Consider the following 230-nt stretch of genomic DNA (forward strand, 5'->3'; position numbering starts at 1 on the left):
CTCGCGCGAAGGCGTGCAGCGCGACCTGCTGCCGCTGGTCGAAGGCACCACGGTGGCGACCAAATACGGACCGTTGAAGACGGATCACATCCTGTTCATCGCCTCCGGCGCCTTCCACGTCTCGAAGCCGTCCGACCTGTTGCCGGAATTGCAGGGCCGCCTGCCGATCCGCGTCGAACTGCGGGCGCTGGAGAAGGACGATTTCGTGCGCATCCTGACCGAGACCGAGG

Annotated in this window: 1 protein-coding gene; it reads left to right on the plus strand. The window is 65.7% G+C overall.

Annotated elements, in window-relative coordinates:
* The coding region (locus tag AC0L3S_RS39815; RefSeq protein ID WP_473285466.1) for an AAA family ATPase at positions 1–230 on the plus strand (230 nt) is incomplete at both ends.

The organism is Bradyrhizobium sp. Ken01 (assembly GCF_055807355.1).